Raw genomic sequence first — 15,549 nt, 5'->3', positions numbered from 1 at the left:
TACCAACACGTTCCTTGCGTTCCGCTCAAGCAGCTGTGATCGGTTATCGTCGCTGAGGCCGTCGTGCCGCCTGTCTTAGACAAACAGCATCTATTCAATCCATTCCAGCGCGAGCAGGAAGGTCGCCCGACGATGCGACTACCGGCAAACGTCTCGTTACAAAATTGAAGAACCGAAAGCGTTGGCAGCCGAAAATGCCCGGCTCAAACTCCTTTTAAGGAGCAACTGAAAACCAAACTCGGAGAATTGTAGCGGCCGTCGCCCACTTCTTGTCGAAGATGATGGCCGGGCGTAGTGTCCTGATCTTTCAGCTTACCAACTGATTTTGTCGCCATTATAGGACAGGAAGGCCCCGGTTTTGGGAGCACCGGCGATTACCGTTTTCAATCCACACGCGCTGTTCTCCGCATTCACGACTGCTCCTTCACCGCCCATTTCCGTCTTTACCCAGCCGGGGTGAAGTGCAATCACCTTTATGCCTTCAGCCCGAAGATCCAAGGCCAGTTGGGCGGTCGCCATGTTCAATCCGGCTTTGGAGCACCGATAGGCATAATCGTCATCGTCATCGTCCAGCAGACCCTCTGAGATCGAGCCGGCCCGGCTGCTGATATTGGCAATCATCGGTTCCGTGCCACGCACCAGGCAGTTCCGCAATGCGCGCGCTACCAGAACAGGGCCGAGCATATTTGTCCTGACGACTGCCATGAAATCATCCGGATCGAGCGGCGCAAGGCCAGCAATGCGACTGCGAACAGCCGCATTGTTGATGACAAGGTCTAGAGAACGCATGGTCAGACGATCACCAAGCGCTGCCACCGAAACCGGGTCAGCCGTATCGAGCATCTGAAACTCGATACCGGGGGCGCATGGCGTTTCAGGCGGCCGACGACCGCAGGCGATCACACGCCAGCCATCCTTGGCATATTGCCATGCCAGTTCGCGGCCAAGGCCGCGTGTGGCTCCAGTAATGAGGACGGTCCTGTGCCCGTTGTCAGCCAATCGCCGCGCTCCTCGTTTCAATATTTCCGTCCTGCCTTGCAATGAGGGCATAAACCTCGCCAGAATATTTGACGCGACGCTCCTGGGTTTTGAAATCAATATGGGTAATGCCGAACGGTGTCGTGTAACCAAAGGCCCACTCAAAATTGTCTGTCAGTGTCCAAGCGAAGTAACCCCTCACCGGCACGCCCTCATCAATGGCTTTGGCCACCTGCTCCAGATGATCGACATAATATTTCGCTCGCAGATCGTCCCAGACGTTTCCATCCGGCCCCACATCTTCCGGCCGCGTTGCCACGCCGCTTTCGGAAATATAGATTTCCTTTGGCGCATAACCGTCATTTACATAATGAAGAATGTCATAGATGCAGCGCGGCCAGACTTCATAACCAACTGCGGAATAGGTGCCTTCCGGCTGTACGCGACGATAGTTGAGCGGTGGCAGTTCGTCACCTGCCGCGATCACAGACCGGCGATAGATGTTAACGCCCAGATAATCGAGCGGCTCCGCAATCGTCTTGTTGTCTTCCGGATGGATGGGCGGCAGGAGATCGCCGTAAAGCTCCAGCATGTCCTGCGGATAGGCACCCTTGAAAACGGCATCAAGAAACCAGCGGTTCTGTGCACCATCGAAACGTTTCGCTGCCGCAACGTCGCGCGGATCGTCGCTGGCCGGTTCCGCCACGTTGAGATCGAACACAATGCCCACGGAGACATCCGCGCGTTCTGCACGAATGGCCTGAACAGCCTTGCCGTGGCCAAGCAGTGCATGATGGCTTGACGTGACCCCGCCTTTTACGCCATCAGCCAAGCCCGGCGCATCTTCGGCGCTGGCATGGCCTGACCAACAGAAGGTCCATGGTTCATTGAGCGTCGTCCACTTCTTGACGCGATCACCGAAACTGCGAACGGCAACCGAGGCATATTCGGCCAGCGCATCCGCAGTCTCCCGAACATACCAGCCGCCCTTGTCCTGCAAGACCTGCGGCAGATCCCAATGATAAAGCGTCGCATAGGGTTCGATGCCCGCCTCCAGCAGATCGTCTATGAGACGGTCGTAAAAGCCTATTCCCTTGGAATTGACCGCACCGTACCCCCCCGGCAGAATCCGGGTCCAGGCGAGGGAGAAGCGATAGGCTTTGAGGTCCATCGCTTTCAGCACCGCAATGTCCTCGCGCCAGCGATGGTAGTGATCGCAAGCAACGTCACCGCTGGACTGGTCGATGATGGCGCCCGGCTTTTTACAGAAACGGTCCCAGATGCTCTCGCTCTTGCCGTCTTCATAAGGGGCGCCTTCGATCTGATAGGCCGAGGTCGCGGCACCAAAAGCAAAGTCCTTCGGAAAGACCAGTCCGGAGGCGCGCTGCTGCAGGTCTTGGCGGGCTTTAACGATGTTTGTTGGCATCATATTTTCTCTCGATTGTGCTGACGAGACTGGCCGCAGCCAGCGTGAGGAGGATGTAGAAGATCGCAGCCGAATTATACGGCGCGAACGGCAGGAAGCTTGCTGACTGGAACTCGCGCATGCGCTGCGTGATATCCCGAATGGACAGGATCGACAGAAGCGACGTGTCCTTGAGAATAGCGATCAGTTCGTTGCCGAGCGGCGGGATGATGATACGGAAAGCCTGTGGCAGGATCACCAGACGGGCGGTCTGCCAGCCGTTGAGACCGAGGCTCCGCGCCGCCTCGATTTGTCCCCGCGGAATTGCGTTGATGCCGGAGCGGAAAATTTCCGCCAGATAGGCCGAGTAGGCCAGCGCCATCGCCGCCACACCGCGAGCCATATTCGGCGGATCGATCACGCCCTGCGTGGCGTCCTTCAATGCGCCACTCAAGGGCAGGCCGACATAGAGTACGATGACGAGCATGGGAATGCCCCGGATCGTATCCACGATGAATTCTGAGCCGATGGAGAGAGGATGACGGCGATGGATATGACCGCAAGCCGTCAGCAATCCGAGCGCAATGGCCAGAACGACGAAGGCAATGCCCGCCGACTTGTCGCGGTCGTTCAACGCTTCCGTCTGCCACAGGACAGGCACGTTCGCCGGGACTGAAGCCGCCGGAAGCAGAACCGCGCTGACATCCGCCTTCTTGCCAAGGGCGGCGAGCGCTTCAGGCGGACCGCGAAATGTGCGCAATGGCACTTCGTTTTCGGGACCATCGGGAAACTGGCCGTATCGCACCGTACCGATCATGCTCGATGGCGTGCCGGTTACCACGCCGATCTTGCCGTCGAGGGTGCCGGCGAGCGTATAGGCCTGGCGCGGCTGAAACAGAAACCAGGCAGCCATGCAGGCCATCAGCAACGTCAGGCCGATGAAGATAAAGTCTCCCCGGCTGCTATATTGAAGCTTTTGCAGGCCAACCCAAAGCAGGGCCAGAAGCGCCGCAATGATATAGGCCGAAATGGCCGCCCGAATGGTCGTTGCAACCCCGGCGGCAAATGCCACATGCGCTGCAAAGAGGACAAGAAATAATCCAAGCCCGTTGATCGTTGCCAGCAGGATGAAACCCGCCTTGCGCGATCCCGACAATCCGTTCCCGGATCGCCCCGTCAGGCTCAGGAGCAGACCCAGAACGGTCGCACCGAGATAGCTCAACAGGATGATGAACCCGTACCGATCCGTCGCTAGTGCCGCGGCCTCGGTAAGGCGCCGCGGTGTGACGCCTTTCACCACGAGATCGGACGTGAACGGATCGACCCCATTGGCCACAACCGAGTGCAGATAGGGATACACAACAGGTGTTGCCACGAGCGCGGCAGCCGACAGGAGATTGAGCGCCGCGCAAGGAATCCCCCAGCGCGTATTGTTCCTGCGCATGAACAACATCGTGGCAAGACCGGAGGCAAAGGCTGCGCAAAGCAGCACAAAACCCGGCACGAAAGCTGATGATCCCGGCTCGACGCCCAGGATAGCCAGAAGCGAACGCTGGTAGTCGTTTGAACTGGCGAAGAGATAGACGACAAATGGCAGTGCGGCGAGCACGATCATGTTGCTCGGACGCAAGCGCATCAAAAAATACATTTGAACCGTCTCCCGACCCTCTGGATGCGATGTTCCAGAGGCGTTGCGTGTGGGCCAAGGCCAACGGAGTTGGAGTCGTTGGAACTGCTCTATCTGTTTTGCCTATCCCGAAAACCGCCATGCGTTCTTCGGGATAGGCTCACCTTCTTGGTTTTGCGCATCATCTCGGCAGCACGTGCTTTACTTTCGCAGGTTCACCGCCAGAAATGTTCCGGACTATTTTGCGCCCCAATATTTGCTGATGAGTGCATCGAGCGTGCCGTCTTCCTTGATGGCCTTGATCCCTTCATTGAAGGCGGCAGCAGTTTCATCGCCCTTGCGGAAGACCAGCCCCAGCGGATCGGATTGCAGGTCGCGAATTGGAACGACGAGCTCGCCTGCGAATTCCTTTTCATAGGCGGGTGCATTGGCCCCGTTGATCACCACGCCGTCGACGTCCTTGTTCTTGAGCGCGATGACGGAGGCGCTGAAACTGTCATAGGCAACAACATTATCCTTGCCGACAATACCTTCGGCTACCTGAGCGTCGGTCGTATTCGCCTGCGCCGACAGCTTTTTGCCTTTCGACTTGAAGTCATCAAGTGTCAGGCCATCATCTTCGGCACGCATCAAAACGGCCTGGCTGTTGACGATGTAAGGCTCGGAGAAATCCATCGCCTTCTTGCGTTCATCGGTAATCGAGACTCCCGATGCAACGAGATCGAAATTGCCCTGCTCCAGAGCCGCGAAAATGCCATCCCAGCCCGTGGTCACGAATTCCGCCTTGCAATTGATCTTGGCGCAGATTGCATTCACCACGTCGACATCGAAGCCGACGATCTGCCCCGTAGCCGGATCGACGCTTTCCATCGGCGGCGAGGTCGTGTCGGAACCGACCTTGAGCATTTTTCCCTCAAGATCGGCCGCATGTGCGGCGACAGAGGACATCAGCGCGAGCGCCAAAGTCAGAATTGTCTTTTTCATGTGTACTCCTCCCATTAGAACACTTTCGACGAATGCACGAAGCGGTTGCGCCTCTGAAACAGCATTGAAAGCTGTTCGCCGGAGCGGTTCCCGCCACCCCGTGAGAAGGCCAAACCGCTCTAGGAATTAAGCTTCCCGCCCAGATCGTCGGGCTGACGCGCGACGAGCTCCGGACGAAAAACCTCCCTCAATTGCGCAGGGTCTTCCCCTCCCATACGCCGCAACAGAAATTCCCCCAGCCGTTGCCCCAACACTTCGATCGGCTGATAGAGGGTCGTGACCGGCGGAGTGAAATAGGCGCTGACATTGATGTCGTCATAGGCGATGACGTCGATGTCCTGCCCGACTTCCAGCCCCAGCGACCGCAATGCGGACAACACACCGAGCGTTGTCGCTTCATTGACACAGACCAGCGCCGTCGGTGGATCACGCTCTTCCCGGAGAGCCAGCGCAGAATCGCGTCCGAAGCGTGTGGACAAGTCGCCGCCGATAACCAGATCGGTACATGGCGCAGCACCTGCCTCTGTGAAGGCACGCGTAAAACCATCGATCCTGTCGAGAGCATAGGAAAAACGCGCATCCGCATTCACCAGACCGATGCGCCGGTGCCCGCCAGCGATCAGTCGTGCAGTTGCGGCATGTGCGGCCCATTCATTGTCCACGTCGACATGGGCATAAACGAGCGATTTGCGGCATCTCCCCAGGGACACGAAAGGAAAGTCAGCCTCGACCAGCATGTCGATGCGCGCATCGTCGGCCAGAACGCCTGAAAAGATCAGACCATCGGCGAGGCTTTGATCGACGATGCGGCGCGTGATGGCACAGGCATCGTCAAAACTGCGATAGCCATAAACGGAAAGCTGATAATCGCTATCATCGAGAATCTGGCTGAGACCGCTGAGAATCTGCGTATATTCGACACCGTCCCATTCATAACCCGCCACCGAATTCATCGGCATCAATACGGCGGCTTGATAGGTCTTGCCGGTACGCAACGCCATGCCACGGGCATTGGCCTGATAGCCAAGCTCGTCTGCAGCGGAGAGAATAATCTTGCGTGTCTCTTCCGTCACGACCGGCGAACCGTGCAATGCCTTCGAAATCGTCGCAATCGAATAGCCCGTGTGTTCCGCGAGCGTTTTGATCGTCGGTCGCACACGCGTTTTTATTCGGTCAATCGACCTCGACATTTCAAGCTCCCACAATCGTCATATCAAAACGGTAACAACATATAAAAACGTTTTCAAGAAAAATAAAAACGTTTTTATGTCGGAGAATGTCTTGTGCCCGTCAAACAATCGGGGTGCGATTCAATTTGATTGAAGCAGATCGGATTATTGGGTCGGTTTCGGCTGGGGCGGAAAAAACTTTAACGGAATAGTCCAATGATTTTCGACATCTATGATTGATTGGATATTGATAGATGCCATCCCGAGAGAACAAGAGGCTGTTTGAGATAATTTTCACGTCAGCAAATTCAATGACTTACGTTTAGAAAATGCAAGCGGATCAAGAACCGTCGGCCTTAGCCCTGCCCAGTTTGGCCAACACAAAGAGATACTCGGCTTTGCCCCACGTTGGCCAGATATATCTTTTCATCATACGACACACTACCGCAGACTTGGGTGTGTGTTCGCAAGACAGCGGGCGCATAATATGAGAACGGGAGGCTCTTCAGAAACAGTAAGGTGACCATCATGAAACCGTACTCACTATTCGTTGTTGCTGGATTGGCGTTAATGAATGCCACAATTGCTTATGCGGGTTCAAACACAGCATTACAAAGCACGTCCACATTACCATCGACTGATCCAGCAGAGACAATCGTCCATGGGGCAACGTCAGCGCAGCTGGAAGCTGCTAAGCCACGAGTCTGTCAATATAAGACTTGGCAAGATTGCATAGCAGCCTGCGGAACCTCGCTGTGCATATATTGCTCAGGTAATGGAAAATATGCCTGCGAAAAGGAGTAATAAGACGTTAGTGCATGGGTGCGAACGGAATTGGTACGTACACAGCTCAGCATACGATCGAGCGCCCGGCAGCCAAAGACGCTTTCCATTTGCTGATTGGGTCGGTTCCGGCAGAGGGCTAAATGGTACGTTTAACTGTCTCAATTTAACCCGTTCGCATTTTCTAAACGTAAGTCATTGAATTTGCTGGCGCGGAAATTATCCCAAACAGCCTCTTGTTCTCTCGGGATAGCATCCATCAATATCCAGCCACTTCATAAACGACGGAAATCATTGGACTATTTCGTTAGAGTATTTTTCGCCTCGCCGGAACTGACGCCAGTATGCAACAAACGCCCGGGACGCTCGACTTCAAAAAAACCGAAACTCCGTAGCAACCTTCACTGAAAAAATAATTGCTACAGAATATGTAGGCGCGTCGGCACTCTAATAGACACAGACCAAACTCTAACTGTAACTCCATAATTTAGACTGCTGATTTGTTCTATAATGTTTCGCTATACATCACCGCCTCATGTTGACAAAAAAACTGTGTAATATTTTATTCATCCTGTTTCGATCTGTGAGAACCGATCAACACAAAGGGAGGACAGAATGGATATCAGGCCGTCTATCTTTGCCTGGACTTTGACTTGTTCGCTGGCAGTATCAGGCGTTGCATTTTCTCAAGAAACGCGCACGAAAGTCATTTTAGACGCGGATATGGTCGAGCTATTCGATGATGGCACCGCCATGCTTCTACTGGAGCGCGCTCCCAACATCGACCTGCTGGGCGTAACCGTCGTTTCAGGAAACACACCCATGCCAGCCGGTGTCGCCGCGGGCGCGCGACAACTGGAGGCGCTCGGCTCTGAGGTGCCAATCTACGAAGGCAGCCGTTACGGCATTCGCAACTGGCGAGGAAACAAAGCCACCCCGGAAGTGCTGGCAGCCGAACTGCAAATCAGCCCTATCACCGGTTGGGGCGGTTATCTGCGGCCGGATGCGGGCAATGAGATCGATGCCGATCCGACGGCAAAATGGTCCGACGTCTACAAGCATAAATATGGCGAGGCCCCATCCTATAAACGGGTGTATGGCCTGGATAATCCGGACCCGGATGGCAACAGAGACGCTGTGGATTTTCTCGTCGACACCGTCAACAAGTATCCCGGCCAGGTCAAGCTGGTGGCAATTGGTCCACTCACCAATATTGCACGCGCCATCCTGAAGGATCCGAGCTTTCCATCGAAGGTCGCTGAAATCGTCTATATGGGCGGCGCCTTCTACGTTCCGGGGAATTCGTCGGCATCGGCAGAGTTCAACTGGTGGGCAGACCCTGAAGCCGCCAAGATCAGTGTCAGGTCGAAATGGGGCGATCCGAATTCCGAATCCTTCAAGGCATATGGCAATCAGGTGATCTCCGGTCTGGAAGCCAATGAACATACGGGAGGAATGCCGGAGGACCTCTATCGGAAAATGGTCGACAATAGCCCTCCCGGCATTCAGAAACTCTGGCTTGCACGCGAAGAACAGATCAAGGCGCAAGGCGGAACCACATTCGGACCCGATAACGTCTGGGACCTGTTTGCGGCCGCCTATGTCATCGACCCGTCGATTGTCCTTGCCTGGAACAACGCCCCTCGCCCCAAAGATGGCGCAGCTGTACCTGCCACCGGTGTCTATGTCGACGTGAACACCGAGATGGGTCTCGACTATGGCCGAAGCCTTGCTTTCACCAACAATGATATAGGAGGTAATGCGGAGGCAAAACCGGGACCGGTCGGCACTCAGAAAGCTGCCATTCAGAACTACATCGATGAAGACAAATTCTGGAAAGAGATCGTCGTTCCGCTAACCACCGTTTCGAAGAATTAAAGCATGATCCGATCGATGCGAAACGCGGGTCGATAAGATTTCTGCTTGTTTAGATAGTCTGCCTGCTCACAGGATTGCAGGCATTACAGAAGCAATCGAGGCGGTGGGAGCTCAACTGCGTCATCTGCCGCCTCATAAATTGGGTACGATTCGGCAAAACCTGACACCGGAGTTCCGGTGCCAGGCATTCATTCATCCTGAAGCAAGTATCCGATCAGAACTTGAAGGGCGTGCCCATGCATTTTGCCACTTCACGCTTGATGCAGTTATTATATTCGTGGGGCACCTCTCTCAACGGATAGCAAATGGTTCGCGCCTTTTGCCGGCACTCTTGTTGATTGCTACCATCGGCAATCTGCGCAAAAGAGCTATTCTGGGTTGATGTGTTCACAACTTGAACGCTCATATTGCTCATTTCTACCGCGAAAGCTCCGCCAGCTCCCCAAAGGATGGAAGCAATAACCAATGGCATCAATGCAAATTTATTCATTGCAATCTCCCTTTTAAAAATTCCATCATTACAATGGCATTAAATAATTCTGCAATTATACTATCATCGATTGATGATCATCAATTAGCTTAAAATGATTTATAAATAAAAATTATATATATAAAAGATTATATACTCGTTCTATATTTATTAATTTCTCCTCTTTTTATTTGACTTATATTGAACAAGTACATCTATCTTGAATAGAGCAATAATTTTCTAGATTATTATATACTGAAAATTAGCTGTACCAATATCAGTTTGCATCTCAGCGGCCCCATTTTTTTGCTTCACCGAACGTGTCTCGGCTTATGCGAAAGCAGCTGACCACCTGCCTAAGAACACGTTTGGCACCGGCATGTCCGCTCCGGTGCTGACTATGTCTTCAGGAAAGAACGAAGAACTGATCAAATTGGCAGCCTCATTACATCAAAAATTGCAGCTCCTGAAACGCCAAAATGACGACGACGCGATCCCGAGCAATCCGTTTGCAGCTGAACCAATAATCGATCTTCCAAACTCCCTATAAACAGGGCTATGATAGCCACTGTTTCTCGGATTGGGCATGTCGGCAAGCCATAATGAATCAGATCTCTTTTTCGACAGATATGATCGAAGATCAATTACGTAACGATTTTTGGCGTGAAGTTCTGAAGCCAATGTATGAAATCACATTGGATGGAGAAATACGAAATTATCAGCTTTTTGGCTTCGCAAGGGGCAGTGCGATCAGCTCTTCCCTTCAAATTGGCTCGACCCGTTTCAACACCCAAAACTATCTACGCACGCCTAAGATCATCGCACATGGAGGTCTCGACCAATATATTCTCCAGCTCATAACCGCTGGGGATTTACGCGGCGATTTCAACGGCGTCGACGTCTGGGCCAAGCCTGGCGATATCGTCATCATAGATTTCACACAGACAGTTCAAAGCACGGCATATGAAGGAAGCCGCATCACCGTGATGCTTGCGCGCGACGAGCTGGAAAAGGTGGTTGGGTGGCGAAATCTGCACGGCGTCGTTCTGCGTGCCCATGAACCAATGACGCGTCTGCTGTTTGCTTATTTACGAGGACTGCACGACGTAGCCAGCAAATTGAGTGCGTCAGAGGTCTATTCAGCGCAAGAAGCGATGCTTTCTCTGCTGAATGCCAGCATCAAAGGCGACGCCATCGAAAATGCAGCCGTGAACCTCACGATGCGTAAATGCATCCTCGCTCACATCAATGAAAACCTGAACAACCCCTCGCTCAGCCCCCAATCCATCATGCGAAACTTTCGCGTTTCGCGCTCACACCTCTATCGCGCTTTTGAACCCGATGGAGGCGTCGCGAAGGTCATTCGCGATAAACGGCTCGACAGTGCATACCAAACGCTGGTGAGGCAGACAGGACCGTCGGCCTCGCTGAAAAGAATAGCCTATCAATGCGGTTTTAATGACGGTACACAATTTACGAAGGCATTCAAGGCGCGATTTGGATTGGTACCGAAGGACGTGGCGAAGTTCGGCGCGCCATTGCTGACAAGCGCTCCCTACAATTTTTCCTACGCTCAACACTTGTCGGCCCAGGCAAAGAGAGCAGGGCTGACGAACGGACAGCCTATGCAGCTTGAAAGCATGAGCCTGGCATAACGCATCTCTTCGCAGCCAGAGATAGCAATGGCCATATGCAATGAAGCCGTCGCCCGCTTCTTCTCTTGCATAGCACTCCTGCGAGCATCGTCTTACCGAACACGCATAACCAAGTAAGCGGGGCAAATTTGGTGGCCAAGACCCTGTTTCTGATTCCAAGTCAGAAAAATTAAACACTGTGCATATCGTGAGTTCCGCATCGATATTTCATGGCTATGGGATTCCTGATTTTGGCAAATCATGATTCTCTTTTGCGATGCCGAAGAGAATGCTTCCCTCGCCCAAGCATGCTGACACGCTTTCACTGAACGCGTTGCGCAGTCTGGTCACGGGTTTGGTTGAGAAAACCGAACGTGCAGAGGCTCGGCTTGAAAAACTGGAAGCTGAGAATACAGCACTCCGTAAGGAGAATGCCGAGCTCCGTCTGGAAAACACCCGGCTTAAAGTTGAGAACCAACTCCTTCGCGATGAAATTGCGCGACTGAAAAACCTGCCGCCACGGCCGCCGTTCAAACCGTCGGGCATGGATAAGGCAACGGACGCGAAAGCTCAGGACAAGCAGGCGGGCAAGAAGAAGCCGCGTGGACCGAAACTGGATGTCGAGCGCGTTGATCGGGATGTGGTTCTTCATGCCCGTGTTCCGGACGGTTCACGCTTCAAGGGCTACAAGAGCTATTACGTGCGCGATATAGTTTTGCGCGCTGAGGTTATTCACTACCGGCGCGAATGCTGGGTTGCTCCGAACGGTAAGACTATTCTTGCGCCGTTACCTGCCGGAATCGTCGGTGGTTATGGCCCAAACCTCAGGCGGCTCTGCCTGATGCTGCATGCGCAAGGTCAGGTCACAGCGCAACGGTTGTCGACCCTGCTTAATGACATCGGCATGGACATCTCCAAACGCCAGGTTGTGCGTTTGCTCACCAAGGGGCTGGATGGCTTTGTTGCTGAGGATGCTGCCGTTCTGCATGCTGGCCTGGTGTCGGAAGCCTATGTAACGGTCGATGACACCGGGGCCCGTCATGCGCGTGATAACTTCTATACCACCCATATTGGCGGCGAGCATTTTACCGTCTTTCGCACCACGAAAACAAAATCCCGCCTGAACTTCCTGTCGCTCTTGCGCGGCAATTATCAGGATTATGTGCTTAACGATGCTACTTCTGATTATCTGAAGACGCGACATGGCGTGGATCCGACAGTCATCGCCAGGCTGCAAACACGCACGCCTCAACGCTTTAGCAACCAGGTCCCCTTTCTGGAACACCTGGCGCAAAAAGGTGTCGACATCTTCGATAAGGACATGGTTCGGGTCGTCGCGGAAGCGGGCATCTGGGGTTCTGTTCGCCACCACGGCCTGCTGGGCAATGCCGTCATTATCTCCGACGATGCCGGCCAGTTCCGGGTTGGCAATCATGCGCTGTGCTGGGTGCATGCGGAGCGGCTGCTGCAAAAGCTGATGCCGGCGACGCCACAGCACGTCCGGTGGGTGGAAAATATACGCGATCTCATTTGGAGCTTCTACAAGGCGCTCAAGGCATTCAGGCAGAAGAGCCCCTCACCAGGATCAATCAGCGCTTTCCGGCAACGGTTTGACCGCATCTTCTCTATCCGGACGGGTTGTATGGAGCTGGACAAGCTGTTGGCACGCCTGCTACGCCGCAAGGAAGAACTGCTCAAGGTTCTCGAACGCCCGGAAATTCCGTTGCACACCAACGCCTCCGAGAACGATCTGCGCAGTTGCGTCACCAAACGCAAAATCTCGGGTGGCACCATGAGCAACGATGGACGCATTGCCCGCGATACCATGCTGGGCCTTATGAAGACCTGCAAAAAGCTTCGGCTTTCCTTCTGGCATTATCTCGGCGACCGGCTTGGTATATCCAGTCAACAAACAGCCATTCCGGAGCTTGCAGGCCTCATTATCGCCAAAGCCTGATCCCACTTACTTCCGACTGTCAGGCTTTGAGAATGGCACCACCCGACCTGCTCTTGTTGGTGCTTCATCCATAATATGACCACCCGTCAAGCTCAGTAATGACGGTGAAACATTCCACTGTTTGTCGTCATCCGTGTGCACCGTCACCGTCTTGCGATTGCGACGAATAACAAAGCCTCGAACCATCGTACCATCTGGCCCTTCAAACATCACGCCACTGCCGATCTTAATCTCCTGCAGCACAGCGGCTGTCTTTTGTTGATGGAGAAACTGCAATCGCTCAACGATGTGCCGGTTCAATTCCATCAGCGTGGCTTCATCAAGACTATCAATATCGAGCTCGGTAATCGGAGTCTTCTTCATCGTGCAATCTATACGACCTTCTTGGGCAAAAGGAATTATGGTAGATTGCAACTCACCGTGCAACTGCACAACAAAATGGCACCGCCAACGGATATGCCCCGCTTACCCTGTCGGGTAAGCGGGGCAAATTTGGTGGCCAAGACCCTGTTTCTGATTCCAAGTCAGAAAAATTAAACACTGTGCATATCGTGAGTTCCGCATCGATATTTCATGGCTATGGGATTCCTGATTTTGGCAAATCATGATTCTCTTTTGCGATGCCGAAGAGAATGCTTCCCTCGCCCAAGCATGCTGACACGCTTTCACTGAACGCGTTGCGCAGTCTGGTCACGGGTTTGGTTGAGAAAACCGAACGTGCAGAGGCTCGGCTTGAAAAACTGGAAGCTGAGAATACAGCACTCCGTAAGGAGAATGCCGAGCTCCGTCTGGAAAACACCCGGCTTAAAGTTGAGAACCAACTCCTTCGCGATGAAATTGCGCGACTGAAAAACCTGCCGCCACGGCCGCCGTTCAAACCGTCGGGCATGGATAAGGCAACGGACGCGAAAGCTCAGGACAAGCAGGCGGGCAAGAAGAAGCCGCGTGGACCGAAACTGGATGTCGAGCGCGTTGATCGGGATGTGGTTCTTCATGCCCGTGTTCCGGACGGTTCACGCTTCAAGGGCTACAAGAGCTATTACGTGCGCGATATAGTTTTGCGCGCTGAGGTTATTCACTACCGGCGCGAATGCTGGGTTGCTCCGAACGGTAAGACTATTCTTGCGCCGTTACCTGCCGGAATCGTCGGTGGTTATGGCCCAAACCTCAGGCGGCTCTGCCTGATGCTGCATGCGCAAGGTCAGGTCACAGCGCAACGGTTGTCGACCCTGCTTAATGACATCGGCATGGACATCTCCAAACGCCAGGTTGTGCGTTTGCTCACCAAGGGGCTGGATGGCTTTGTTGCTGAGGATGCTGCCGTTCTGCATGCTGGCCTGGTGTCGGAAGCCTATGTAACGGTCGATGACACCGGGGCCCGTCATGCGCGTGATAACTTCTATACCACCCATATTGGCGGCGAGCATTTTACCGTCTTTCGCACCACGAAAACAAAATCCCGCCTGAACTTCCTGTCGCTCTTGCGCGGCAATTATCAGGATTATGTGCTTAACGATGCTACTTCTGATTATCTGAAGACGCGACATGGCGTGGATCCGACAGTCATCGCCAGGCTGCAAACACGCACGCCTCAACGCTTTAGCAACCAGGTCCCCTTTCTGGAACACCTGGCGCAAAAAGGTGTCGACATCTTCGATAAGGACATGGTTCGGGTCGTCGCGGAAGCGGGCATCTGGGGTTCTGTTCGCCACCACGGCCTGCTGGGCAATGCCGTCATTATCTCCGACGATGCCGGCCAGTTCCGGGTTGGCAATCATGCGCTGTGCTGGGTGCATGCGGAGCGGCTGCTGCAAAAGCTGATGCCGGCGACGCCACAGCACGTCCGGTGGGTGGAAAATATACGCGATCTCATTTGGAGCTTCTACAAGGCGCTCAAGGCATTCAGGCAGAAGAGCCCCTCACCAGGATCAATCAGCGCTTTCCGGCAACGGTTTGACCGCATCTTCTCTATCCGGACGGGTTGTATGGAGCTGGACAAGCTGTTGGCACGCCTGCTACGCCGCAAGGAAGAACTGCTCAAGGTTCTCGAACGCCCGGAAATTCCGTTGCACACCAACGCCTCCGAGAACGATCTGCGCAGTTGCGTCACCAAACGCAAAATCTCGGGTGGCACCATGAGCAACGATGGACGCATTGCCCGCGATACCATGCTGGGCCTTATGAAGACCTGCAAAAAGCTTCGGCTTTCCTTCTGGCATTATCTCGGCGACCGGCTTGGTATATCCAGTCAACAAACAGCCATTCCGGAGCTTGCAGGCCTCATTATCGCCAAAGCCTGATCCCACTTACTTCCGACTGTCAGGCTTTGAGAATGGCACCACCCGACCTGCTCTTGTTGGTGCTTCATCCATAATATGACCACCCGTCAAGCTCAGTAATGACGGTGAAACATTCCACTGTTTGTCGTCATCCGTGTGCACCGTCACCGTCTTGCGATTGCGACGAATAACAAAGCCTCGAACCATCGTACCATCTGGCCCTTCAAACATCACGCCACTGCCGATCTTAATCTCCTGCAGCACAGCGGCTGTCTTTTGTTGATGGAGAAACTGCAATCGCTCAACGATGTGCCGGTTCAATTCCATCAGCGTGGCTTCATCAAGACTATCAATATCGAGCTCGGTAATCGGAGTCTTCTTCATCG

At 53.7% G+C, this 15,549-nt stretch carries 12 protein-coding genes; 4 read left to right on the top strand and 8 right to left on the bottom strand.

From position 1 onward, the window contains the following. Window positions 1-312 precede the first annotated feature (312 nt). From OANT_RS14350 to OANT_RS14330, 5 genes are all read right to left on the bottom strand, one after another. Window positions 313-999, bottom strand: a complete 687-nt coding sequence (locus OANT_RS14350) for an SDR family oxidoreductase (protein ID WP_011982521.1) — start codon at window positions 997-999, stop codon at window positions 313-315. After that, window positions 992-2,407 (bottom strand): GH1 family beta-glucosidase, encoded by a 1,416-nt coding sequence (locus tag OANT_RS14345; protein WP_235823030.1) that lies wholly within the window; start codon window positions 2,405-2,407, stop codon window positions 992-994. The genes OANT_RS14350 and OANT_RS14345 overlap by 8 nt, the downstream gene beginning before the upstream one ends. Beyond that, window positions 2,385-4,031 (bottom strand): amino acid ABC transporter permease, encoded by a 1,647-nt coding sequence (locus tag OANT_RS14340; RefSeq protein WP_011982519.1) that lies wholly within the window; start codon window positions 4,029-4,031, stop codon window positions 2,385-2,387. The genes OANT_RS14345 and OANT_RS14340 overlap by 23 nt, the downstream gene beginning before the upstream one ends. A 216-nt stretch (window positions 4,032-4,247) precedes the next feature. Then, the gene (locus tag OANT_RS14335; RefSeq protein WP_011982518.1) at window positions 4,248-4,994 is read right to left on the bottom strand and encodes a transporter substrate-binding domain-containing protein; all 747 of its coding nucleotides are present in this window, start codon (window positions 4,992-4,994) and stop codon (window positions 4,248-4,250) included. A gap of 119 nt (window positions 4,995-5,113) precedes the next feature. Continuing rightward, window positions 5,114-6,184 carry a LacI family DNA-binding transcriptional regulator gene (locus OANT_RS14330; RefSeq protein WP_011982517.1) on the bottom strand — a complete coding sequence of 357 codons (1,071 nt, stop codon included), beginning with the start codon at window positions 6,182-6,184 and terminating at the stop codon, window positions 5,114-5,116. Window positions 6,185-7,669: 1,485 nt separating this feature from the next. Between OANT_RS14330 and OANT_RS14325 the strand changes: the two genes are divergently transcribed. Next, complete coding sequence (locus OANT_RS14325; protein WP_235819992.1) at window positions 7,670-8,824, top strand: nucleoside hydrolase; 1,155 nt, start codon at window positions 7,670-7,672, stop codon at window positions 8,822-8,824. Between the two features lie 214 nt (window positions 8,825-9,038). Here OANT_RS14325 and OANT_RS14320 read toward each other — a convergent pair whose 3' ends face one another. Next, window positions 9,039-9,314, bottom strand: coding sequence for a hypothetical protein (locus tag OANT_RS14320; protein WP_011982515.1), 276 nt, complete (start codon window positions 9,312-9,314; stop codon window positions 9,039-9,041). Window positions 9,315-9,892: 578 nt separating this feature from the next. On the opposite strand from OANT_RS14320, the gene OANT_RS14315 reads away from it, so the two are divergent. Both OANT_RS14315 and OANT_RS14310 read left to right on the top strand, forming a co-directional pair. After that, window positions 9,893-10,948 carry a helix-turn-helix domain-containing protein gene (locus OANT_RS14315; RefSeq protein ID WP_454068064.1) on the top strand — a complete coding sequence of 352 codons (1,056 nt, stop codon included), beginning with the start codon at window positions 9,893-9,895 and terminating at the stop codon, window positions 10,946-10,948. Window positions 10,949-11,204: 256 nt separating this feature from the next. Further along, window positions 11,205-12,884 (top strand): IS66 family transposase, encoded by a 1,680-nt coding sequence (locus OANT_RS14310; RefSeq protein ID WP_011982513.1) that lies wholly within the window; start codon window positions 11,205-11,207, stop codon window positions 12,882-12,884. 6 nt (window positions 12,885-12,890) lie between these two features. Here the strand turns inward: OANT_RS14310 and OANT_RS14305 are convergent, their stop codons facing one another. After that, entirely contained in the window at window positions 12,891-13,247 is a 357-nt protein-coding gene (locus OANT_RS14305; RefSeq protein ID WP_011982512.1) for a hypothetical protein, read from the bottom strand. A 257-nt stretch (window positions 13,248-13,504) separates the two neighbouring features. On the opposite strand from OANT_RS14305, the gene OANT_RS14300 reads away from it, so the two are divergent. After that, a complete protein-coding gene (locus tag OANT_RS14300) occupies window positions 13,505-15,184 on the top strand; it encodes an IS66 family transposase (RefSeq protein WP_011982513.1) in 1,680 nt (559 codons plus the stop codon). 6 nt (window positions 15,185-15,190) lie between these two features. Here the strand turns inward: OANT_RS14300 and OANT_RS14295 are convergent, their stop codons facing one another. Further along, the gene (locus OANT_RS14295) at window positions 15,191-15,547 is read right to left on the bottom strand and encodes a hypothetical protein (protein ID WP_011982512.1); all 357 of its coding nucleotides are present in this window, start codon (window positions 15,545-15,547) and stop codon (window positions 15,191-15,193) included. Window positions 15,548-15,549 lie beyond the last annotated feature (2 nt).

Origin of the sequence: Brucella anthropi ATCC 49188, from assembly GCF_000017405.1 — a bacterium.
GTDB lineage: Bacteria > Pseudomonadota > Alphaproteobacteria > Rhizobiales > Rhizobiaceae > Brucella > Brucella anthropi.
The sequence above is the reverse complement of the archived record's forward strand: the minus strand, read 5'-3'. Positions and strand labels throughout refer to the sequence as shown.